This is a genomic window from Streptomyces cyanogenus (assembly GCF_017526105.1).
Taxonomy (GTDB): Bacteria; Actinomycetota; Actinomycetes; order Streptomycetales; family Streptomycetaceae; genus Streptomyces; species Streptomyces cyanogenus.
The window spans coordinates 6,194,124-6,214,211 of record NZ_CP071839.1; the positions used below are offsets into that span (position 1 = coordinate 6,194,124).

General features: G+C 72.5%; 20 protein-coding genes. 5 read left to right on the forward strand and 15 right to left on the reverse strand.

Annotated features, from left to right (window positions below):
* Positions 1–24 precede the first annotated feature (24 nt).
* On the forward strand, positions 25–822 hold the full coding sequence (locus S1361_RS28045) for a maleylpyruvate isomerase N-terminal domain-containing protein (protein WP_208034685.1): 798 nt from the start codon (positions 25–27) through the stop codon (positions 820–822).
* Between the two features lie 63 nt (positions 823–885).
* Here the strand turns inward: S1361_RS28045 and S1361_RS28050 are convergent, their stop codons facing one another.
* The 6 genes from S1361_RS28050 to S1361_RS28075 all read right to left on the reverse strand — a co-directional run bounded on the left by S1361_RS28050 (position 886) and on the right by S1361_RS28075 (position 6,694).
* A complete protein-coding gene (locus S1361_RS28050) occupies positions 886–1,584 on the reverse strand; it encodes an LAETG motif-containing sortase-dependent surface protein (RefSeq protein ID WP_208034686.1) in 699 nt (232 codons plus the stop codon).
* Between the two features lie 199 nt (positions 1,585–1,783).
* On the reverse strand, positions 1,784–2,191 hold the full coding sequence (locus S1361_RS28055; protein ID WP_208034687.1) for a VOC family protein: 408 nt from the start codon (positions 2,189–2,191) through the stop codon (positions 1,784–1,786).
* Between the two features lie 107 nt (positions 2,192–2,298).
* Positions 2,299–3,876, reverse strand: a complete 1,578-nt coding sequence (locus S1361_RS28060) for a hypothetical protein (RefSeq protein ID WP_208034688.1) — start codon at positions 3,874–3,876, stop codon at positions 2,299–2,301.
* Positions 3,858–4,598, reverse strand: coding sequence for an ABC transporter ATP-binding protein (locus S1361_RS28065; RefSeq protein WP_208034689.1), 741 nt, complete (start codon positions 4,596–4,598; stop codon positions 3,858–3,860). The genes S1361_RS28060 and S1361_RS28065 overlap by 19 nt, the downstream gene beginning before the upstream one ends.
* A gap of 190 nt (positions 4,599–4,788) precedes the next feature.
* Positions 4,789–6,153 (reverse strand): aspartate aminotransferase family protein, encoded by a 1,365-nt coding sequence (locus S1361_RS28070; protein WP_208034690.1) that lies wholly within the window; start codon positions 6,151–6,153, stop codon positions 4,789–4,791.
* A 19-nt stretch (positions 6,154–6,172) separates the two neighbouring features.
* The gene (locus tag S1361_RS28075; protein WP_030648963.1) at positions 6,173–6,694 is read right to left on the reverse strand and encodes an Lrp/AsnC family transcriptional regulator; all 522 of its coding nucleotides are present in this window, start codon (positions 6,692–6,694) and stop codon (positions 6,173–6,175) included.
* A 170-nt stretch (positions 6,695–6,864) separates the two neighbouring features.
* Between S1361_RS28075 and S1361_RS28080 the strand changes: the two genes are divergently transcribed.
* Positions 6,865–8,304: a gamma-aminobutyraldehyde dehydrogenase gene (locus tag S1361_RS28080; protein WP_208034691.1), complete on the forward strand. Its 1,440-nt coding sequence runs from the start codon at positions 6,865–6,867 to the stop codon at positions 8,302–8,304.
* A 185-nt stretch (positions 8,305–8,489) separates the two neighbouring features.
* Entirely contained in the window at positions 8,490–9,680 is a 1,191-nt protein-coding gene (locus tag S1361_RS28085) for an ABC transporter substrate-binding protein (RefSeq protein WP_208034692.1), read from the forward strand.
* Between the two features lie 5 nt (positions 9,681–9,685).
* On the opposite strand, the gene S1361_RS28090 is transcribed toward S1361_RS28085, so the two are convergent.
* From S1361_RS28090 to S1361_RS28110, 5 genes are read right to left on the reverse strand one after another with little or no spacing between them, the layout of a single operon-like run.
* A complete protein-coding gene (locus S1361_RS28090; protein WP_208034693.1) occupies positions 9,686–10,555 on the reverse strand; it encodes a carbohydrate ABC transporter permease in 870 nt (289 codons plus the stop codon).
* Complete coding sequence (locus S1361_RS28095; protein WP_243769324.1) at positions 10,552–11,514, reverse strand: carbohydrate ABC transporter permease; 963 nt, start codon at positions 11,512–11,514, stop codon at positions 10,552–10,554. The genes S1361_RS28090 and S1361_RS28095 overlap by 4 nt, the downstream gene beginning before the upstream one ends.
* Entirely contained in the window at positions 11,508–12,851 is a 1,344-nt protein-coding gene (locus tag S1361_RS28100; RefSeq protein ID WP_208034694.1) for an ABC transporter substrate-binding protein, read from the reverse strand. The genes S1361_RS28095 and S1361_RS28100 overlap by 7 nt, the downstream gene beginning before the upstream one ends.
* The gene (locus tag S1361_RS28105) at positions 12,848–13,828 is read right to left on the reverse strand and encodes a GNAT family N-acetyltransferase (protein WP_243769325.1); all 981 of its coding nucleotides are present in this window, start codon (positions 13,826–13,828) and stop codon (positions 12,848–12,850) included. Before S1361_RS28105 ends, S1361_RS28100 begins: the two co-directional genes overlap by 4 nt.
* Positions 13,829–13,851: 23 nt before the next feature.
* Positions 13,852–15,036 (reverse strand): exo-beta-N-acetylmuramidase NamZ family protein, encoded by a 1,185-nt coding sequence (locus S1361_RS28110; RefSeq protein ID WP_208034695.1) that lies wholly within the window; start codon positions 15,034–15,036, stop codon positions 13,852–13,854.
* 188 nt (positions 15,037–15,224) lie between these two features.
* Between S1361_RS28110 and S1361_RS28115 the strand changes: the two genes are divergently transcribed.
* Positions 15,225–15,755, forward strand: a complete 531-nt coding sequence (locus S1361_RS28115) for a hypothetical protein (protein ID WP_208034696.1) — start codon at positions 15,225–15,227, stop codon at positions 15,753–15,755.
* 37 nt (positions 15,756–15,792) lie between these two features.
* On the opposite strand, the gene S1361_RS28120 is transcribed toward S1361_RS28115, so the two are convergent.
* Together S1361_RS28120 and S1361_RS28125 are read right to left on the reverse strand one after the other, a co-directional pair.
* Positions 15,793–16,929, reverse strand: coding sequence for a serine hydrolase domain-containing protein (locus S1361_RS28120; RefSeq protein ID WP_208034697.1), 1,137 nt, complete (start codon positions 16,927–16,929; stop codon positions 15,793–15,795).
* Between the two features lie 171 nt (positions 16,930–17,100).
* The gene (locus S1361_RS28125; RefSeq protein WP_208034698.1) at positions 17,101–17,460 is read right to left on the reverse strand and encodes a winged helix-turn-helix transcriptional regulator; all 360 of its coding nucleotides are present in this window, start codon (positions 17,458–17,460) and stop codon (positions 17,101–17,103) included.
* Positions 17,461–17,531: 71 nt separating this feature from the next.
* Between S1361_RS28125 and S1361_RS28130 the strand changes: the two genes are divergently transcribed.
* Complete coding sequence (locus tag S1361_RS28130) at positions 17,532–18,194, forward strand: NADPH-dependent F420 reductase (protein ID WP_208034699.1); 663 nt, start codon at positions 17,532–17,534, stop codon at positions 18,192–18,194.
* Here S1361_RS28130 and S1361_RS28135 read toward each other — a convergent pair.
* Together S1361_RS28135 and S1361_RS28140 are read right to left on the reverse strand one after the other, a co-directional pair.
* The gene (locus tag S1361_RS28135) at positions 18,191–18,889 is read right to left on the reverse strand and encodes a glycerophosphodiester phosphodiesterase (RefSeq protein WP_208034700.1); all 699 of its coding nucleotides are present in this window, start codon (positions 18,887–18,889) and stop codon (positions 18,191–18,193) included. The two genes, S1361_RS28130 and S1361_RS28135, sit on opposite strands and share 4 nt — an antisense overlap.
* 20 nt (positions 18,890–18,909) lie before the next feature.
* Complete coding sequence (locus S1361_RS28140; protein ID WP_341829371.1) at positions 18,910–20,055, reverse strand: adenosine deaminase; 1,146 nt, start codon at positions 20,053–20,055, stop codon at positions 18,910–18,912.
* Between the last annotated feature and the right edge of the window lie 33 nt (positions 20,056–20,088).

Below are 20,088 nucleotides of genomic sequence, written 5' to 3' on the forward strand. Positions count from 1 at the left end.
TCATCGCGGCTTTAGGGTGAGGCCATGTCCTTGCTCACCCATGACCACTACTGTGACGAAATCGCCCACCAGGTAGAGCAGTTGAGGGTCGTGGTGACCTCCGGCGCCGATCTGGCCGCGACCGTGCCGACCTGCCCGGACTGGTCGCTGGAGGACCTCGTCCGGCACATGGGGGGCGCCCTGCGCTGGGTGGACGCCCTGGTGCGCAGCCGGGCGCGGGAGAACATCCCGGGCGAGCAGGTGCCGCTGGGCGGCGGGCCGCAGGAGCGCGGTGACGCGGCGGCCCTGGACAAGTGGCTCGCGGAGAGCGGCGAGCTGGTCGTCGGCGCGCTGCGCGAGGCCGGCCCCGACGCCGGGGTGTGGGCGTGGGCCGGGACGCCGAACTCCGGCTTCTGGGCCCGTCGCATGGCCCACGAGATCACCGTGCACCGGGCCGACGCCACGCTCGCCGCCGGGCTGCCCTACGAGGTGGCGGCGGACATCGCCGCCGACGCGCTGGACGAGTGGCTCCAGATCGTCGAGTGGGTGCAGCGGAACCTGCCGCAGGACCCGGCGAAGGACCTGCGCCGGCCGGGCTCCAGCATCCATCTGCACGCCACCGACGCCGGCCCGGAGCTGGACGCCGAGTGGCTGGTCGAGTTGGGCGCGGACGGGGTGAGCTGGCGGCGCGCGCACGAGAAGGCCACGGTAGCCCTGCGCGGGCCGCTCACCTCGGTACTGCTGGCCTTCTACCGCCGGCTGCCGCTGGACGCGCCCGGCCTGGAGGTGCTCGGCGAGCGGGAGTTGCTGGAGTTCTGGCTGGAGCGGGCCACCTTCGGCTGACGCACACCGGCCCGCCCCCTGGGGACAGCGGGACGGGCCGGTGCGCGGGTACGGCGGTGCGGGTCAGCCGTTGCGGCTCGCGCCACGCCGGCGCATGCCGAACCAGACCGCGCCACCGCCGACGGCGACCAGGGCCGCCGCGATGCCTGCGATCAGACCGGTGTTGGAGTTGGCGCCGGTCTCGGCGAGGTTGGAGTCACCGACCGCCGGGGACGGCGCGTTCTCGGCGGTGCCCGCCGGGGCCGAGCTGGACTCGGAGGCCGACGGCACCGGGGTCGCGGGCTGCGCCGGGGCGGACTTGGACGGGGAGGGGGAGGAGGACCGGGGCGGCGACGCGCTGGCCGTCGGCTTCGGCTTCCGGCTCTCCTCGGTCTTGCAGGCGGTGGACGGGGTCACCAGGTCGGGCTTGATGTCCCGGTCGACGTTGGCGGCCTTGACGTGGACCCGGTAGGTGGCGCTCGGCTTCCAGTCCTCGGGGAAGGAGACCTCGACGCCCTCCTTCGAGCCCTTGACCGGCTGCTCGCCGACCTTCGTCTCGACCCCGCCGTCCCCCTGGAGGAAGACGCTGACCGTGCCTTCGGCGGCGGAGGGGTCGGTGTCGGTGACGACGATGAGACCCTTGCCGCCGTCACACCTGGCTTCGGCGGCGAAGTTCTTGATGTTGGATGCGAGGGCGGAGCCGGACAGGCCCAGCACCAGCGCCGCCGACCCTGAGGCGACACCCAGCACGCGCACGGAACGGCGTACGCTACGGCGAGTCATGGACAACGTTTGTCCTTTACAGAGAGCAATTGCGGGGGGTGGCGAGGGACTTCGGGCGACCGATGGAGTCGGCGCCCCAGTATCCCCGGGAGGCTCACAGGTTTATAAGCGCCCCGTAAGCAGTGTCAACGCGTCCGCCGTCAACAGCTGTTGACTTTGCCGTCTTATTAACCACCCCGACGTTTGGCAGCCTTGCCCGTCAGCCCTGCACGGCGGCGGGGTCCAGCCACGCGACCTCCCAGGTGTGCCCGTCGAGGTCGTCGAAGGCCCGCCCGTACATGAAGCCGTGGTCCTGGGTCCGGCCGCTCGCCGTGCCGCCCGCCGCGATCGCCCGGTCGACCAGCTCGTCCACCTTCTCGCGGCTCTCCGCGCTCAGACAGATGAGTACCTCGCTGGTCGTCGTCGCGTCGGCGATCTCCTTGTCGGTGAAGGTCGCGTAGAACGCCTTGGTCAGCAGCATCGCCACGATGGTGTCGCTGATCACCACCGAAGCCGCGTCCTCGTTGCTGAACCGGGGGTCGATCGAGTAGCCGAGCTCGGTGAAGAACTTCTTGGAGGCGTCGAGGTCGTTCACGGGCAGGTTCACGAAGATCATCTGCTGGTACATGGGGGCCTCTCCCGTCCGGGTCGTGCGTGGTTCGTCGCGTTCGCTGGGTAGACGGGCGGCCCGCGCCGAACTCATCGGCGATCGCTCGGTTTTTTTCGGTGAGCGGCTCAGCGGCTCAGGGGCAGGGCCGACAGCGTGGCGATCGCGACGACGAGCGGGCCGAACAGGGCCAGCAGGGCGGCCGCGCGCAGCACGGCGGCCGCGCGCAGCATGGTCGCGGGGGCCCCGAGGCGGAGCAGCGCGGCGGTGGTGTCGGCACGGCACTGGCGGGCCTCCACGGCCGCGGTGAGCAGTGTGGCGACCGTGGAGCCGGCGACGACGAGTGCGCCGAGGGCGGACAGCGGGCCGAAGACGGGGGCCGGGTCGTCGTACAGGGCGGTCATCGCGTAGCCGGCGGACGCCACCGTGCAGACCACGCCGAGGGGGCGGCCGATCCGGGCGGCCTCCGCCATCAGGCCCCGGCCGGCGAGCAGCCGCAGCACACCCGGGCGGCTGCACTGCAGGAGCCGGCCGCAGAGGTGGGTCAGGCCGGGGGAGGCCAGAACGATGCCGGTGGCGGTGAGCAGCCAGCCGAGGAGTACGGCGAGGGAGGGAGCGGGGGTGGAACGGCCGGCGTAGGCCTGCACGGCCAGCCCGGCGGTGACGAGGGCGACGCCCCAGGGGAGTCCGACGGGGGCGTCGGCGGGGGGTGCCTCCTGGGCGTCCGGGGCGGTGGGCCCGGGGTCGGCCTCGGCACCCGGCGCCGTTTCGCCGCCACCCGCGCCGGCGGCCCCTCCGCCACCCGCGCCCTCAGCCCGTCTGTGACCCGCGGCTTCGGCCCTTCCGCCGCCGGCGCCCGCAGCCCCTACGCCACCTGCGCCCGCGGCCCCTCCGCCGCCGGCGCCCGCAGCCCCTACGCCGCCCGCGCCCTCAGCCCGTCTGTGACCGGCGGCCTCGGCCCCTCCGCCGGCTCCTCCGCCACCCGCGCCCTCAGCTCCACCCCCACCCGCGCCCCCTCCGCCACCAACCGCCTCGGCCGTCCCGCCCCCCGTGCCCTGCGCCGGTGCGCCGGCCGCCCGGCGACGGCCGAAGTGGGTGCCGAATCGTCCGTACGCCCCGAACGTCTCCCGGCTCGCCGGGTCGCCGTGCGCGCGGAAGCGGCCGAGGCGGAGGGCGGTTCGCTTCGGGGGGTGGGGGTCCGTGGGGCGGAGGGCGAGGGCGACCGTCGTGGTGGCCGTGGCGGGGAGCAGGGAGAGGAGGGTCAGGGTGGCCGCGGCGGGGAGGGAGTGGCCGGCCGCCAGGAAGCCGGCTGCCGCGCGGTCGAACGGCAGGCCCGTGAGGTCGCCGCGCAGGTGCAGGAAGACCAGCAGGGCGAACAGCGAGCCCAGCGTGCAGGACAGGGCCGTCGTCAGGGCGGAGTAGGCCATGAGGCGGGCCGGGCCCAGGCCCACGGCGGACAGGCCGGGGCGCGGCCGGGTGCCGGGGTCGGTGCGGGCGACGGCGACCGCGAGGTACACCGTGGCGGCGAGCGGCAGCGCGCACCAGGCCAGGCGCAGCGCGGCGGCGTCCGCGGCCTCGGGGTGGTTCAGGGCGTGGCCGAGGCAGGACAGCAGGAGGAAGCCGGTGCCCGCCGAGGCCGCGGCCACCAGCAGGCGGCGGAGCTGGACGGCGGGCCGGGAGGCGCGGGTCAGACGGAGAGCGAGCACGCGGCCCGGCCTTCCGTGTCGGGGCTGTCCGGCAGGTGCACGGTGTGCACGCGCCGCCCGTCCAGCAGGTTCACCGTGCGGTCGGCGAGGGCGGCGGTGTCGGGGTCGTGCGTGGCGAGGACGACCGTGATGCCGTGCGAGCGGGCCGCCGCGGTGAGCGTGCGCAGGACGTGGGCGCGGTCCGCGCGGTGCAGCGGGGCGGTGGGTTCGTCGGCGAAGAGGACCGAGGGCCCGGCGGCGAGCGCGCGGGCGATGGCGACCCGCTGGCGTTCGGCGTGCTGCAGCGCGTGCGGGCGGCTGCGGGCCTTGTCGCCGACGTCCAGGCGCTCCAGCCACTCCAGCGCCGCCTGTTTGGCCCGGCGGCGGCCGGCACCGCGCAGCATCAGCGGGAGCGCGGCGTTCTCCCAGACGTTCAGCTCGGGGATCAGGGCCGGCTCGGGGTCGATCCAGCCGAAGCGGTCCCGGCGCAGCCGCTCGCGGGCCATCGGGCCGAGCGTGTGCACCGGGGAGCTGTTGAACCAGACCTCGCCGGAGTGCACCGGCACCAGGCCGGACAGACAGCGCAGCAGGGTGGTCTTGCCGCTGCCCCGCGGGCCGCTGACGGCGAGGATCTCGCCCTCCCGTACGCCGAGCGAGACCCCGGTGAGTCCGGGGGAGCCGTCGCGGTGGCTGAAGTGCAGGGAGCGTGCCCAGAGCACGTCGTTGTCCGGCGGGGCCTCCATGGGCGTACACCTCGGTTCTGATCCGTTTTCCCGCTGTCCGATCCCCCGTCCGGGGGAACGAGAGCTGGGCCGATCGGTCACAGGAACGCTAGGCAGCCGGTGCGGGGAGGCCGGACAGCACACGGCCCCGGGCCGCCGTTCTCACTCGAACGGAGGGCGCCGGGGCCGGGTCGGTCATCCCGTCGGATGATCAGAGCTTCGTCCACGCCTCCGTGAGGGTGGCGCGCAGGATCTGCTCGATCTCGTCGAACGTCTCCTGGTTGGAGATCAGCGGCGGGGCGAGCTGGACGACCGGGTCGCCGCGGTCGTCGGCGCGGCAGTACAGGCCGTTGTCGAACAGCGCCTTGGAGAGGAAGCCGTACAGGACGCGCTCGGTCTCCTCGTCGTTGAAGGACTCCTTGGTGTTCTTGTCCTTCACCAGCTCGATGCCGTAGAAGAAGCCGTTGCCGCGCACGTCGCCGACGATCGGCAGGTCGTGCAGCTTCTGCAGGGTCGACAGGAAGGCGCCCTCGTTGTCCAGCACGTGCTGGGTGAGGTTCTCGCGCTCGAACAGGTCGAGGTTGGCGAGGCCGACCGCGGCCGACACGGGGTGGCCGCCGAAGGTGTAGCCGTGCAGGAAGGTGTTGTCGCCCTTGTAGAACGGCTCGGCGATCCGGTCGGAGACGATGCACGCGCCGATCGGGGAGTAGCCCGAGGTCATGCCCTTGGCGCAGGTGATCATGTCCGGGACGTAGCCGAACTTGTCGCAGGCGAACATCGTGCCGAGGCGGCCGAAGGCGCAGATGACCTCGTCCGACACGAGCAGGACGTCGTACTTGTCGCAGATCTCGCGCACGCGCTGGAAGTAGCCGGGGGGCGGCGGGAAGCAGCCGCCGGCGTTCTGCACCGGCTCCAGGAAGACCGCGGCGACGGTCTCCGGGCCCTCGAACAGGATCTGCTGCTCGATCTGGTCGGCGGCCCAGCGGCCGAAGGCCACCGGATCGTCACCGTGGATCGGGGCGCGGTAGATGTTGGTGTTCGGGACCTTGTGCGCGCCCGGCACCAGCGGCTCGAAGGGGGCCTTCAGCGCCGGCAGGCCGGTGATCGACAGGGCGCCCTGCGGGGTGCCGTGGTAGGCGACCGCACGGGAGATGACCTTGTACTTGGTCGGCTTGCCCTGCAGCTTGAAGTACTGCTTGGCGAGCTTCCAGGCGGTCTCGACGGCCTCGCCGCCGCCGGTGGTGAAGAAGACCTTGTTCAGGTCGCCCGGGGCGTGGTCGGCGAGGCGCTCGGCCAGCTCGACGGCCTTGGGGTGGGCGTAGGACCACACGGGGAAGAAGGCCAGCTCCTGGGCCTGCTTGAACGCGGTCTCGGCGAGCTCCGTGCGGCCGTGACCGGCCTGGACCACGAACAGACCCGCGAGACCGTCCAGGTAGCGCTTGCCCTTGTCGTCGTAGATGTAGGTGCCCTCACCCCGGACGATGGTCGGAACCGGGGAGTTCTCGTACGAGGACATGCGGGTGAAGTGCATCCACAGGTGGTCGTACGCGCTGCGGCTGAGGTCCTTGCTGCTCACGGTTATCGGGTCCTCACGGTTATCGGGTTCCCCACATGTAGGTCTGCTTCTTGAGCTTCAGGTAGACGAAGCTCTCGGTGGAGCGCACTCCGGGCAGGGACCGGATGCGTTTGTTGATGACGTCCAGCAGGTGGTCGTCGTCCTCGCAGACGATCTCGGCGAGGATGTCGAACGAGCCCGCGGTCATCACCACGTACTCGACTTCCGACATGTCGGTCAGCGCGTCCGCGATCTTCTCGACATCGCCCTCGGCGTTGATCCCGACCATCGCCTGCCGGCGGAAGCCCACGGTGAGCGGGTCCGTGACGGCGACGATCTGCATCACGCCCTGGTCCAGCAGCTTCTGTACGCGCTGGCGCACGGCCGCCTCGGACAGGCCGACGGCCTTGCCGATCGCGGCGTACGGCCGGCGGCCGTCCTCCTGGAGCTGCTGGATGATGGCGAGGGAGACGGCGTCCAGCTGGGGACTGCCGCCGTTCCTGGACTCGCGGGACGAGTCCCTCTGGTCTGCGCTTCGACTGGCCACGGGCTCACTGTGCACGACGTCTCGATAGTTTCGCAAGGCCTCATCGATGAAATTCGTTGTTTACAAGACCACGTCTTGCGGATTTCGCAGATGTGGTCGCGTTGGGGGTGTTGAAAACGTCGGTCCCCCGACTAGGGTGGGTGTCTCAGAGATCGGACAGTTTGAACCAGATCAGGAGGCCGGCAGTGAGCACCGAGCTGCGTCGTCTGCGCAACTACATCGACGGTGAGTTCCGGGACGCCGCCGACGGACGGACCACCGAGGTGGTCAACCCCGCGACGGGCGAGGCGTACGCGACCGCGCCGCTGTCCGGGCAGGCGGACGTGGACGCCGCCATGGAGGCCGCCGCCCGCGCCTTCCCGGGCTGGCGCGACACCACGCCGGCCGAGCGGCAGAAGGCCCTCCTGAAGATCGCCGACGCCTTCGAGGAGCGCGCCGAGGAGCTGATCGCGGCCGAGGTGGAGAACACCGGCAAGCCGGTCGGGCTCACCCGCTCCGAGGAGATCCCGCCGATGGTCGACCAGATCCGCTTCTTCGCGGGTGCGGCCCGGATGCTGGAGGGCCGCTCGGCCGGCGAGTACATGGACGGGATGACCTCGATCATCCGCCGCGAGCCGGTCGGCGTCTGCGCCCAGGTCGCGCCGTGGAACTACCCGATGATGATGGCCGTGTGGAAGTTCGCCCCGGCCATCGCCGCGGGCAACACGGTCGTCCTGAAGCCGTCGGACACCACCCCGGCCTCCACGGTCCTGATCGCCGACATCGTCGGCTCGATCCTGCCCAAGGGCGTCTTCAACGTCATCTGCGGCGACCGTGACACCGGCCGCATGATGGTCGAGCACGAGATCCCGGCGATGGCCTCCATCACCGGCTCCGTACGCGCCGGCATGTCCGTCGCCGAGTCCGCCTCCAAGGACCTCAAGCGGGTCCACCTGGAGCTGGGCGGCAAGGCCCCGGTCGTCGTCTTCGAGGACACCGACATCGCCAAGGCCGTCGAGGACATCTCCGTGGCGGGCTTCTTCAACGCCGGCCAGGACTGTACGGCCGCCACCCGCGTCCTCGTCCAGGAGTCCATCCACGACGAGTTCGTGGCCGCGCTCGCCAAGGCCGCGTCCGAGACCAGGACCGGGCAGCCGGACGACGAGGACGTCCTCTTCGGCCCGCTGAACAACCCCAACCAGCTCAAGCAGGTCGCCGGCTTCATCGACCGCCTGCCGGCCCACGCCAAGGTCGAGGCGGGCGGCCAGCAGGTCGGCGACAAGGGCTACTTCTACGCCCCGACCGTCGTCTCCGGCCTGAAGCAGGACGACGAGATCGTCCAGAACGAGGTCTTCGGCCCGGTCATCACCGTCCAGTCCTTCACCGACGAGGACCAGGCCGTCGAGTGGGCCAACGGCGTCGAGTACGCCCTCGCGTCCTCGGTGTGGACCAAGGACCACGCCCGCGCGATGCGCATGTCCAAGAAGCTCGACTTCGGCTGCGTGTGGATCAACACCCACATCCCGCTGGTCGCGGAGATGCCGCACGGCGGCTTCAAGAAGTCCGGTTACGGCAAGGACCTGTCGGCGTACGGGTTCGAGGACTACACGCGGATCAAGCACGTGATGACGTCGCTGGACGGCTGACGGTCCCCGCCGGGTCCGGCCGTTGTTCCGGCTGCGGGCGCGTGGGGACCGGTCGCCGGTTCCCCGCGCCCCTTCGGCGGCTGATCGACAAGGCGGCCGCTGATCGACAAGGTGCCGGATCGGCGGCCGCCTGCTCGACGCAGCGTCGATTGTGCCGTCGCCCGGCGGGGCGGCATCCTGCCGGGGTGCCCCTGACTTCCTCACGTAGGCCCCTGCCGTCCCGCCGTTCCCTCCTCGCCGCCCTCGGGGGCACCGCCGCGCTCGGTGCCCTGGCCGGCTGCGGGGTGCCCGCCGCCTATGTGGCGCCGGGCGACCGTGCCGTCCGCGACGAGTCCGCGGGCGACAAGAAGCTGACCTGGGCGAACTGGCCGCTCTACATCGACACCGACGACGACTCCCACCGGCGGCCCACGCTGGAGAGGTTCGAGAAGCGCACCGGGATCTCCGTCGACTACGTCGAGGAGATCAACGACAACGACGAGTTCTTCGGCAAGATCAGCCCCTCGCTGATGAACCGCCGGTCCACCGGCCGCGACCTGATCGTCATCAGCGACTGGATGTGCGCCCGCTACGTCCGGCTGGGCTGGGTGCAGGAGATGGACCGCGCCCGCCAGCCCCACGTGGCCCGGCACCTCGACCCGCTGCTCCGCTCGCCCGCCTTCGACGAGGGCCGCCGCTTCAGCGTGCCCTGGCAGTCCGGCATCACGGGCATCGCCTACAACCGCCGCAAGCTCGGCCGCGAGCTACGCGCCGTCGCCGAGCTGTGGGCGCCGGACCTCAAGGGCCGGGTGACCCTGCTGTCCGGCCTGGACGAGGCGTTCGCGCTGCTCATGCAGGGCAACGGCGTGGACGTCACCCGCTGGACCGCGGACGACTTCCACCGGGTCTGCGACCAGGTGGAGCGCGAGGTGCACCGCGGCCAGATCCGCCGGTTCACCGGCAACGACTACACCAAGGACCTGGTCAGCGGGGACGTCCTCGCCTGCCAGGCGTACTCCGGCGACGTCATCCAGCTCCAGGCGGACAACCCCGACATCCGCTTCGTGGTCCCCGAGGAGGGCGCCGAGCTGTGGTCGGACTCCCTGATGATCCCGAACCGGGCCCGCCACAAGGCCAACGCCGAGCGCCTGATCGACTTCTACTACGACCCCGAGGTCGCCGCGGAGCTGGCCGCCTGGGTCACCTACGTCTGCCCGGTGCCGGCGGCCCGCGACGTCCTGGCCGCCGCCAAGGACAGGGACACCGCGGCCCTCGCCGACAACCCGCTGGTCTTCCCCGACGGCCCCCTGCGCGAGCGGCTCGCCGTCGCCCGGGACATCCGGGCCACCGAACGCGCCGAGTTCGCCGAGCGCTGGAACCGGATCGTCGGACTGTAGGCCGCTCACTTGAGGCCGCTGAGCATGACACCCCGGATGTAGTGCTTCTGCAGGAGCAGGAAGAGCAGCAGGACCGGCAGGACGCTCAGGACGAGGCCGGCCATGACGACGGGCATGGTGCGGGCCGGGTCGACGTGGTCCTGCAGGAGCTGGATGCCGACCGGCAGCGTCATCACGTCCGGGTTCGCGGTCGAGACGAGCAGTGCCCAGATGTACTCGTTCCAGGCGTCGACGAAGGTCAGCAGCCCGAGCGTCACCACGACCGGCTTGGTCTGCGGGACCACGATCCGCCACCACACGGCGAACTCCCCGGCCCCGTCGATGCGCGCGGCCTCCAGCACCTCGTCCGGGATCGCCACCATGAACTGGCGCATCAGGAAGATGCCGAAGCCGTTGACGAGGAACGGCACGGCGAGCGCCACGATGCTGACGGTCAGGCCGGCGCCGCCGCGCCCGAGCAGGTCGTTGCCGCCCGCCAGCGGCCAGTGCACCAGGATCAGGAAGCGCGGGATGAAGAAGAGGAACGGCGGGAACATCATGGTCGCGAGCACGAGACGGAAGACGAAGTCCCGGCCCGGGAAACGGAGTTTGGCGAGCGCGTACCCGGCCAGGGACGACGTGAGCAGGACCGAGCCGGTGATCACGGCGGTGGCGACCACGCTGTTGCGGAAGAGCACCGGAAGGTCCAACTGGTCGATCGCCGCCCGGTAGTTGGACAGGTCGAACGCCTTCGGCAGGAACCGGTACGGCAGCGTCCCGGCCTCACCGGGCCCCTTGAAGGACGTCATCACCATGTCGAGGAACGGCACCACCGTCAGCACGGCGCCGGCGACCACCACCAGGTACGGCAGCCACGGGAAACGGCGGCGGGTCATACGTCCTCCCCCTTGCGCCGGAAGATCCACAACTGGGTCAGGGTGACCGCGAGGACCACCAGGAACAGCACGAAGGCGGCGGCGCTCGCGGTGCCCCAGTCGCCGTAGGAGAAGGCCTGACGGTACATCTCCAGCGCGGCCACGTCGGTCGCGTCACCCGGGCCGCCCTTGGTCATCACGATGATCAGCGCGAACGACTGCAGACCCGTCAGGAACTGGGTGATGCACACGAACAGCAGGGACGGCCGCAGCAGCGGCAGTGTGATCCGGAAGAAGACGGTGACGGGGCCGGCACCGTCGAGCGCGGCGGCCTCGTAGTACGACTCGGGGACGGCCTTCAGCCCGGCGGTCAGGACGAGGATCGCCGAGCCGAGCGAGGCCCAGGCCTGGACGACCACGACCGAGGGCAGCGCGGTGCCGGGGTCCGCGAGGAACGCCACCGAGCCGGCACCGAGGCCGTTGAGGACGCCGTTGACCAGGCCGCCCGGCTCGTACATGTACTTCCACACGTTGCCGACGGCGACGACGGTCGTGACGATCGGCAGGAAGTACAGCGTGCGCCACAGCCCCTGGAAGCGCAGCCGCTCGATGCAGGTGGCGACGAGCAGCGAGCCGGCGAGCGCGAGGGCCACGGTGCCGAGCGCGAACAGCAGCGTGTTGGTGAGGATCGGGGTCAGGAACGTCGAGCCGGCCGCGAACAGGGCCGTGAAGTTGTCCGGGCCGACCGGGTCGATGCCGCCCAGGTCGAAACCGGTCCAGCGGGACATCGACAGCAGCAGCGCGAAGCCCAGCGGCAGGACCAGGAAGACCGCGAAGAACAGCAGCGTCGGCGCCAGGAACAGGTAGGCGACGACGCTCTGGCGGCGTCTGCGCCGGGTACGGCCGCCGGTGCCGGGGACCGCCGGCCGCGCGCCGTGCTCCGTCCGCCCGGTCGGCTCCGGCGCCAGGGTGTTCACCACGAGCGCGACACCTCCTGGTCGACCTGGCGGCGGATGGTGCGCAGGGCCTGGTCGACCGACTGCTGCCCCGTCCACATCGCCTCGATGTTCCTGCGCAGCAGGGACTTGGCCTGCTGCGCGCCCGGCCCGTTCGGCTCCGGCACCGCGTACGCCAGCGCGTCCAGGAACGGGCGCAGGTTCGGATCCCGGCCGGTGCCGCCCGCGCCGCCCCCGCCCAGCAGCGTGCGCATGTCGTCGGCGCGTCCGGTCAGCGAGCCGACCGACACCTGCAGGGCGCTCATCCGGGTCGCCGACGCGCCCTTCACGGTCACTTTGCCGGTGTTCAGCCAGCGCAGGAACTCCCAGGCCTCGCGCGGGTGCCGGCTGGCCGTGTTGACCCCGAGCATGAAGCCGGTGCACAGCGTGGCACGCCGGTCGCCGGCCCGGGGGACGGGCACGGGCGCGACCCCGACGTCCCGGTAGTCGCGGCCCATCAGGGTCCTCAGGCTGCCCGACCACCAGCCGGCGCTGACCACCATGGCGACCCGCCCGGACGCGAACGCCTGGTAGACGTTGACGCCTGGATCGCTCGCCCCCTCGGCCACGAGGCGGTGCTCCAGACCCAGCACGGCCCGGCCGGCCGGCGAGTCGATGGCGGTGCTCCGGCCGTCCTCGGAGACGAACGTTCCGCCGGCCGCGTTGAGCAGGGCCAGGGTCTGGCCGACGGTGGTGGAGTCGTCGTAGGTCGACAGCCCGAACCCCTGGACCAGTGTGTTGCCGTACCGGTCCCGCCGGGTGGTGCGGTACGCCGTGTCCTCCAGCTCCCGCCAGGTGCGCGGCGGCCCCTCGACGCCGGCCGCGCGCAGCAGCCGCTTGTTGTAGTACAGGGCGTACGTCTGCACCTCGGTCGGATAGCCGTAGACCGTGCCGCCCACCGACGCGGCGCCGACCGCCGCCTCGCCGTAGCCGCGCCGGATCTCCTCGGCGTGGTCGGGCGGCGCGGGCCGCAGGACGCCCGCCTGCACCAGCTGGCCGTTCCACAGGCAGTACGGGTGCAGGATGTCGGCGCCCTGGCCGGCGGCCTGCCGGACCATGAAGGTGGTCAGCAGGTCCGAGAACTCGACGGCCGTCGTCTCCACCCTGACCCGGTCGTGCGTGGCGTTCCACTCGTCGACCGGGCCCCGCAGCGCCTCCTTCAGCTCCCCGCTCGCGTAGTGGGAGAGCAGGGTGAGGACGATCGGATCCCCGGGCCGGCCCGTGCCCCGGTGCGGCCCGGCGCATCCGGACGCGAGCAGCGCCGAGGGGAGTGCCAGCGCGAAGTGACGGCGGCTCAGGCCGCCGCGGTGGGTCGGTCTCATCGGGCGCCCTCCCGGCGCAGCACGCGGAACACCCGGGTCGTGCGGAAACCGGCCGTGCGGTACAGGTGGGCCGCGGGGGAGCGCTCGCCGGTCCACAGGAACCACGCCGAGTGCGCGCCGCGCGCCCGCATCCGCTCCAGGACCAGGTGGAGCAGGACCGTGCCGAGCCCGGTGCCGCGCATCTCCTCCAGCACGCCGAACGGGCCGAACCGCTCGTCCACCGACGCGTACGCGCCGTGCATCGCCCAGCCGGCCAGCCGGCCCGAGGGGTCCCGTACGACCACGATCCGGTCGAGCGGCGTGCCCGCGGCCAGACACTCCCGGATCGCCCGCGCCCAGTCGGCGTTGAAGTGCCGGCCGGCGAGCGCCACGAGGTCCACCAGGTCGTCGTCGGAGGGGGTGGCGAACCGGTGGCCCCGCGCCGTCAGGTCGTCCAGGCGGCGTGCCACACCGTCGGGAACGCGGTAGCCGACCAGGGAGCGGTCCATCGCCGCCGCCTCGTACAGCGTGCGGAAGCCCAGGGACGCGAGGAGCCCGGCCGCTTCCGGGTACGCCTGCGCGTCCAGGCCGGGCAGGACGTAGTTCGGGGTGTACGAGGAGAAGTCCACCCGGGTGCGCCCGTGGCCGTGCAGCCAGTCGAGGGCCTCGGTCAGCAGCCGGCGGCCCAGTCCGCGCCCGCGGGTGTCCGGGTCCACGAAGAAGAACGGGATCCAGCCCTGCTCCGGCTCCAGGTCGGTGCCGGCCATCGGGGTCAGCCGGCGCACCGCGTAGGCGGCACCGACGACCCGGTCCCCGTCGACGGCGACCCGCAGCCCCTCCGGGTCGAAGTTGGCGTCGAGCAGCACCAGGGAGCGGAAGCGGTCCGCGGTGACGGCGTCGGCCGGCGCGCTGCGGCGCCACGCCTCCACCAGCCGCGGGCCGTCGCCCACGCGAAAGCCACGGATCCCGGCCTGGGATGTCGTCGTGCAAGCGGTCATCGACGGGGGCGTCCTTCCCGGTCTCAGGGGTAGAGCAGCACGTCGTCGCCGGCCCACCGGCCCGGCGGTGCCGGCGGATCGCACAGCGGCAGCGGGTCCTGGCCCGCGTCGATCGCGCGTCGCAGCCGGTCGGACCCCCACAGCAGGTCGACGAAGTGCCGCTCGCCGCTCTCCGCGGGCCGCTGCCAGGCGAAGTCGTCCGGGTACAGCCGGCGCAGCGTGGCGAGCATCGCGACGCCGGTGCGTACGGGGGCGAAGGCCGCGCGGTCGGTCAGGTGCAACTGGACCCCGCGCAGCGGCCGTCCGGCGTACCGGTGGAAGGCCGGTACGAACGACAGCTCACGGAAGCGCACTCCCGGCAGGGCCAGTTCGGCGAGCGCGGGCGCGAACCGGGCGTCGAGGTAGGGGGCCCCGACGATCTCGAAGGGCTGCGTGGTGCCACGGCCCTCGGAGAGGTTCGTGCCCTCGAACAGACAGGTGCCGGGGTAGACGGCGGCCGTGGTGGGCGTCGGCATGTTCGGCGAGGGTGCGACCCACGGCAGGCCGGTGGCCTCCGCGGTCATGGCGCGCCGCCAGCCGGCCGCCTCGATCACCGTCAGTTCGGCGGCCCCGCCCGCGCATCGGGGCACGGCCCGGGCGTTGAGCCACCGGGCGAGTTCACCGCAGGTCAGGCCGTGCCGGGCGGGGATCGGCGCCCGCCCGACGAAGCTCGCCCAGGCCGGGTCGAGCGGCGGGCCCTCGCTGGCGAGTCCGCCCAGCGGGTTGGGCCGGTCGGCGACCACGAACCGTACGCCCGTCCGGGCCGCCGAGACCATCAGGTCGAACATGGTCCACACGTAGGTGTAGAACCTCGCCCCGATGGCCTGCAGGTCGTACACCAGGGCGTCGACGCCGCTGTCGATCAGCAGTTCGTCGAGGCGCTCGCCGTCGCACCGGTAGGTGTCGTGGACCGGCAGCCCGGTGGCGGGGTCGGTCCGGGCGGCCTCGCTCTCGCCGGCCTGGCCGGTGCCGTGCAGCCCGTGCTCGGGACCGAACAGGGCGACCAGCCGCGCGCCGGCCTCCAGCAGCGCGGGTGCGGCCCGGCGCAGGCCGGGCAGGACGCCGGTGTGGTTGGTCACCAGCCCGAGCCGGCCGGGGCCGGCGAGCGAGGGGGCCGCATGCAGCCGTGCGATCCCGGGCGTCACCGCGACGCGGCCGTCCGTGCCCATGCCCTGCCCCCGTCTGCCGGTGACCTCTCGAAGCGGTGGGGGGAATTTACTGGCATGTCCGGCAATTTCGCAATGATGACGGGCCCTTCGGGGCGAGCGGCCGCGTCGGCCGCGCCCGCCGGTCACTCGGAGCCCGCCCCCGAGAGGGCGGTTTTGAACATGTTCAATTCCAGGCGTAGGCTCCTGCCATGAGCGACAGAGCCGCCCTGCTCAAGGGCATCCGTGTCTGGCTGGCCCTCTTCGTCGTGTGCCTCGTCCTGAGCGGGGCCACCGCCTTCCCGCTGGTCCACGAACTGCGCTGGACGGACGAGGCGTTGCGGGCACTGTCCGTCCCGGACCACCTGCCCGGACTGACGGCGTGGATCTCCCGGGTGCGGGACGGCCTGGACACGGTCGACGCCGCGTACCCCTTCGTCCTGTACGGCACCGACTGGCTGGCCTTCGCGCACCTCGTCATCGCGGTCGCGTTCTACGGCCCCTACCGCGACCCCGTCCGCAACATCTGGGTGGTCGAGTTCGGGATGATCGCCTGCGCGGGGATCATCCCGCTCGCCCTCGTCTGCGGACCCGTCCGCGGGATCCCGTTCTGGTGGAGCGTCATCGACATGTCGTTCGGGGTCTTCGGCGTCGTCCCGCTGTACGTCGTACGGAGGAAGATCAAGCGGCTGGAGGCGCTCGGTGCGGCGTCCGCGCACCCGGCCGTCGCCGTGTCGGGCTGAACCCGGTCGTACGGCCCGGCGCACGGACCCCCGTGCGTCAGCGGTTGAACGCGGGGTACGCGAAGCGCTGGGCGATGGCGAGGCCGTCGCCCTTCGCGTCCGTGGAGTCGACCGAGTAGACCAGGGTGCGGGACAGATCCCGGGTCGCGGCGATCACGGTCGCGTACCCCGGCCGCGAACCGGTCTTGCCCCAGATCACCTTGCCGTTCACCTCGAACCGCTCCAGCGCCGCGCCGTACCGCGCCCCGGGCACGTCCGGCAGCGTGAACATCTCCTGCAGCTGCGGCTCGGGCACCACCCGGCCGCCGAACAGCCCCACCAGCAGCCGCTCCAGATCGGCGGTGGTCGAGATCAGGTCACCGGCCGCCCAGCGGTCGGACATGTTCCAGTCGGTCACGTCGACCAGCTTGCCGTCGATCCAGTCGTACCCCCGGTTGTGCGGCCCGTGGATCCGGGGGTCGGCGCCGGCCGGGAAGGAGCTGTGGCGCATGCCGAGCGGCCGGAAGACGCGCACCGCGGCCTGGTGCGCGTACGAGTCGCCGGTCACCTTCTCGACGAGCATGCCGAGCACGGTGTAGTGGATGTTGTCGTAGCTCTGCCGCGTGCCCGGCGCGTACGCCGGACCCTCCGCCACGGAGGCCGCCACGACCTGCCGGGGCGTCAGCGTCTCGAAGCGGTGCGGATAGCCGTCCTCCACGGTGTCGCCGAGGGACGGACCCGAGCGCAGACCGCTGGTGTAGTTCAGCAACTGCCGTACGGTGATCGGTTCGAAGTCCTCGGTGAGCAGGCCCGGCAGATACTGCTGCACGGTGCCGTCGAGGTCGATCCGGCCCTCTGCGGCCAGTTGCAGCACGATCGACGCGGTCACCACCTTCGTCACCGAACCGGCCCGGAACCGCCCGTTCTCCAGGGCCGGCGCCCCGGTCCGGACGTCGCGCACGCCGGCCGTCCCGCGCCAGGTCCCGTCGCCGCCGACGCGGAGCAGCGCCGCGGTGGCGTCGTGGTCGGGCAGCCCGGCGATCGCGGCGGCGAGGGCCTCGGTGTCCGGGCCCGCCGTGGCCCGGACGGACGCCGGGGCAGCGGGTGCGGCGAACGCGGGTGCGGCCAGCGGGCCGGCGGCCAGCGCGGTCACGACGACGGTGGCCAGGAGGACGGAACGGCGGGTGGGACGCATCAGGGCTCCTTGAGACGTTCGGTGCCGGAGGAGGTTTCGTGATCATCCTCAGGCGCCGGGGGCGCGATGCGGATCCTCACCGAGGAGGGCGTACGACCCTTGCGCAGCCCCGACCAACCGGGCGCCGATCTGGGGGAGTTGTCCGGGACAGCCCCTACGGGTGACCGCGGTTCAGCGGTCGCGGGTGTAGTGCTCCTGCGCGGCCATCACCTCGTCGCCGTGCTCGAACGCCCAGGCACCGAAGGCGTCGATCGGCGCGAGCAACGTCCGGCCCAGCGGGGTGAGTCCGTACTCCACGCGGGGTGGCGAGCCGCCGTAGGACCGCCGTTCCACCAGGCCGTTGAACTCCAGCCGGCGCAGGGTCTCGGTCAGCACCTTCTGGCTGATCCCGCCGATCCGTTCCCGCAGCGCCCCCGGCCGCCGCGGGCCGTCCCTGAGGGCCCACAGCACCACCGAGTTCCAGGTGTTGGCGAGCAGGTCGAAGGCGAGCCGGGCCCGGCAGTCGGCGAGGAAGGCGTGGTCGTCGGTCACACACCGAATGGTGCCCGAGCGGCTTCCTACTGTCGTGTCCGTATCCGACGAGCCCGCAGAGGGGAGACGTTGTGCGCATAGGGATTCTCGGCACCGGGTCGATGGCGCGGGCGCTGGGCGAGCAGTGGGAACGGGCCGGGCACACGGTGCTCGCCGGCAGCCGCACGCGGGGCGACGTGCGCGCCGCGGCCGAGCACGGCCGCGACGCGGTGCTGCTGGCCGTGCCGCACACGGCGGCCGTGGACCTGGTCACCGGGCTGGGCGACGCCCTGCGCGGCCGGGTGCTGATCGACTGCACCAACGCGGTGGGCCCGGGCTTCGCCCTGCTCACGGCCGGGGGCCCGGCGGCGGCCGAGCGCGTCGCCGCCGCCGCGCCCACCGCCCGCGTGGTCAAGGCTTTCAACCTGTGCCACGAGAGCGTCTGGCGGCTCACCCCGCCCGTCTTCGCCGGCCGCCCGCTCGCCGTCCCGCTGTGCGGGGACGACGAGGAGGCGCTGACGGTCGTACGACGGCTCGTCCGCGACCTGGGCTGCGTGCCGCTGCACGCCGGCGGGCTGGACCGGGCCGGGCTGCTGGAGGCGACGGCCGCGCTGCTGATCCGCCTGTGGGTGGGCGAGGGCGCGGACGCCCAGGCGATCGCACCCCCGCTGGAACACTCCGGGGTCCAGGGCCTGTCTGACAATTCCCGTCTGCCGCCCTTCGGGCGACGACGCGAATTGTCGGACAGGCCCTAGGCGGGGTTCCCGTCCGCGGTGCGCAGGGCGTGCAGGACGTCGACCCGGTTCGTCGTGACCGAGTCGACGCCCAGGTCCAGCAGCCGGCTCATGGAGCGGCGGGTGTCCGGGGTCCACACCGACAGCAGCAGGCCGTCGTGGTGGACGCGGGCCGCCAGCTCCCGGCTCACCAGGGGAAAGCGGTAGTTGAGCCAGCGCGGGCGGATGGCGGCCAGCAGCGCGGGCCGGGGCGGGGCCAGGGTCGTCCAGGTCAGGGCGATCTCGGCGGCCGGGTCGGCGGCGCGGACGGCGAGCATCGCCTCGGCGTGCGCGCAGTAGTAGACGCGGTCCCCGGCCCCGCTCTGCCGGACCACGTCCAAGGTCCGCTCGACCGTACGACGGCCGACCGGCCCGCACAGGTCCACCATCACCCTGCTGTCCCCGGTCGCGGCCAGCGCCTCCGCCAGCGTCGGCACGCCGCCCGCCGTGAGCCCGCGCAGCTCATCGGCGGACAGCGCGCCCAGCGGCCGGTCGACCTCCCACAGCCGGCGCAGCGTGTCGTCGTGCAGCAGCACGGGCACGCCGTCACGGGTGAGCCGGACGTCGACCTCGACGGCGTCCGCGCCCCGGTCGAGCGCGGACCGCAGTGAGTCGACGGTGTTCTCGCGGAAACGGTAGGGGTCGCCGCGGTGGGCCACGGCGGTCACGGTCTGCATGGCCCCCATTGTGCTGGGTGTCAGGAGGCCAGCCAGGCGGTGGTGTAGGTGTCGATCTCCGCCGAGATCCGAGCCTTGCCCGCCGGGTCGAGGAAGGAGGCCTCGACGGCGTTCCTGGCGAGGTCCGCCAGGCCCCGCTCGTCCAGGTCCAGCAGCCGGGCGGCGACCGCGTACTCGTTGTTCAGGTCGGTGCCGAACATCGGCGGGTCGTCGGAGTTGATCGTCACCAGCACCCCGGCCCGGGCGAACTCCTTGATCGGGTGCTCCTCCAGGGCGCGGACCGCGCGGGTGGCGATGTTGGAGGTCGGGCAGACCTCCAGCGGGATGCGGCGCTCGGCGAGGTGGGCGAGCAGCTCGGGGTCCCGGGCGGAGCTGGTGCCGTGCCCGATCCGCTCGGCGCGCAGGTCGGTCAGCGCGTCCCACACCGTCTGCGGGCCGGTCGTCTCACCGGCGTGCGGGACGGAACGCAGACCGGCGGCGATCGCCCGGTCGAAGTACGGCTTGAACTGCGGCCGGGGGACGCCGATCTCCGGCCCGCCGAGCCCGAACGAGACCAGGCCCTCCGGGCGGACCCGGTCCTCGGTGGCCAGCCGCGTGGTCTCCTCGGCCGCCTCCAGACCGGCTTCGCCGGGGATGTCGAAGCACCAGCGCAGTACGGTGCCGAACTCGGCCTCGGCCGCCTTGCGGGCGTCCTCGATCGCGTCCATGAACGCCCGCTCGTCTATCCCGCGCCGGGTGGAGGAGAAGGGGGTGATGGTCAGCTCGGCGTACCGCACCTGCTGCCGGGCCATGTCGCGGGCCACCTCGTAGGTGAGCAGCCGGACGTCCTCCGGGGTGCGGATGAGGTCCACGACCGACAGGTACACCTCGACGAAGTGCGCGAAGTCGGTGAACGTGAAGTAGTCGGCCAGGGCCTCGGGGTCGGTGGGGACCTTGGAGTCGGGGTGGCGGGCGGCCAGTTCCGAGACGATGCGGGGGGAGGCGGAACCGACGTGGTGAACGTGCAGTTCTGCCTTGGGCAGGCCGGCGATGAAGGTGCGCAGATCGCGGTCGGCGGTGCCGGTTGCGGGTACGGAGCTGTCGGTCAAGGGGAACTCCCCGGGACAGGCGCCCGCGGCGGAGACGGTGCCCCGTCGTCCGTGGGGCGGGCGCGGTGATCGGCTGATCGGTGACGCGGGATCATCCTAGGCCCCGGGCTG

Coding starts and splice junctions, on each gene's coding strand:
- S1361_RS28045 (WP_208034685.1), top strand. CDS start 25: ATGTCCTTGCTCACCCATGACCACTACTGTGACGAAATCGCCCACCAG.
- S1361_RS28050 (WP_208034686.1), bottom strand. CDS start 1,584: ATGACTCGCCGTAGCGTACGCCGTTCCGTGCGCGTGCTGGGTGTCGCC.
- S1361_RS28055 (WP_208034687.1), bottom strand. CDS start 2,191: ATGTACCAGCAGATGATCTTCGTGAACCTGCCCGTGAACGACCTCGAC.
- S1361_RS28065 (WP_208034689.1), bottom strand. CDS start 4,598: ATGGAGGCCCCGCCGGACAACGACGTGCTCTGGGCACGCTCCCTGCAC.
- S1361_RS28090 (WP_208034693.1), bottom strand. CDS start 10,555: ATGACCCGCCGCCGTTTCCCGTGGCTGCCGTACCTGGTGGTGGTCGCC.
- S1361_RS28100 (WP_208034694.1), bottom strand. CDS start 12,851: ATGAGACCGACCCACCGCGGCGGCCTGAGCCGCCGTCACTTCGCGCTG.
- S1361_RS28105 (WP_243769325.1), bottom strand. CDS start 13,828: ATGACCGCTTGCACGACGACATCCCAGGCCGGGATCCGTGGCTTTCGC.
- S1361_RS28110 (WP_208034695.1), bottom strand. CDS start 15,036: ATGGGCACGGACGGCCGCGTCGCGGTGACGCCCGGGATCGCACGGCTG.
- S1361_RS28115 (WP_208034696.1), top strand. CDS start 15,225: ATGAGCGACAGAGCCGCCCTGCTCAAGGGCATCCGTGTCTGGCTGGCC.
- S1361_RS28120 (WP_208034697.1), bottom strand. CDS start 16,929: ATGCGTCCCACCCGCCGTTCCGTCCTCCTGGCCACCGTCGTCGTGACC.
- S1361_RS28135 (WP_208034700.1), bottom strand. CDS start 18,889: ATGCAGACCGTGACCGCCGTGGCCCACCGCGGCGACCCCTACCGTTTC.